The sequence below is a fragment of the Streptomyces sp. UNOB3_S3 genome (assembly GCF_020740895.1).
Taxonomy (GTDB): Bacteria; Actinomycetota; Actinomycetes; order Streptomycetales; family Streptomycetaceae; genus Streptomyces.
The window spans coordinates 1-900 of the sequence record NZ_JAILXP010000729.1 but is presented as its reverse complement, the minus strand read 5'-3'; the positions used below and the strand labels follow the sequence as shown (position 1 = coordinate 900).

Genomic DNA, 900 nt, shown 5'->3' with positions numbered 1-900 from the left:
AGCGGCGGGGGCGCGGCGCGGCGGGCCAGCTCGGCGACCCGGGCGCGCGCCGTGTCGAACGCGCGCTCGTGGGGGCGGTCCGTCGCGACGCCCTGGCGTGCCGTCCAGGCGGGGTCCGGCCGGGGCAGGTGGCCCGCGTCGAGGCGGTCCCAGGAGGTGAGGCAGCCGGAGCCGAGGAAGTGGTGGTTGCCGAGGGCCTCGCGGATGCCGAGGTCGGTGAGGACGGCGGTCGGCACGTTCCGGTGGAGGGCTTCGAGGGCGGCGGTGGAGCTGACCGTGACCAGGAGGTCGGTGCGGTCGAGGACGTCGCCCATGTGCCCGTAGACGAGACGGCAGTTGGGCGGCAGACCGCCGGTGAGACGGCGGGACAGGGCCTGGTACGGGAGTTCCTCGATGTGCGTGGTGTGCTCGCCGGGCTTGCTGCGGAGCTTGATGAACACTTCCCGTTCCGGGTGCGCACGGGCGTGCCGGGCGGCGCGTTCGAGGAGGTACGCCCGGTCGGCGCGGCCGTCCGGCACGGAGGGCTGGGCGGCGAACACCACGGTGAACGGCCGGACTTCCGCCTCATCTGGTTCGTTCCGCCCGCGTTCCCCTCCCTCCAGGAAGGGCAGCGCGCACTCGATCACGCTGTCGGAAGGGGCGCCGACGCCCTCGTAGACCGCGCGGAAACGCTCGGCGTCGTGGCGGGAGTTGGCGAGGACGACGTCCGCGCCGTGCCGTAGCAGCAGGCCGTCGGCGAGCTTCTCGTAGACGACGCCGACGTAGCCGGTGACGACGGCAGTTGGGCGGCAGACCGCCGGTGAGACGGCGGGACAGGGCCTGGTACGGGAGTTCCTCGATGTGCGTGGTGTGCTCGCCGGGCTTGCTGCGGAGCTTGATGAACACTTCCCGTTCCGGGTG

Annotated in this window: 2 pseudogenes; both read right to left on the bottom strand. The window is 73.1% G+C overall.

Features of this window, described 5'->3' with window-relative positions:
• Nucleotides 1–788 (bottom strand): annotated as a pseudogene (locus tag K6I33_RS36170) (DUF6716 putative glycosyltransferase); the annotation flags it as partial.
• A 49-nt stretch (nucleotides 789–837) separates the two neighbouring features.
• Nucleotides 838–885: pseudogene (locus tag K6I33_RS36710) on the bottom strand (hypothetical protein); the annotation flags it as partial.
• Nucleotides 886–900: the final 15 nt, after the last annotated feature.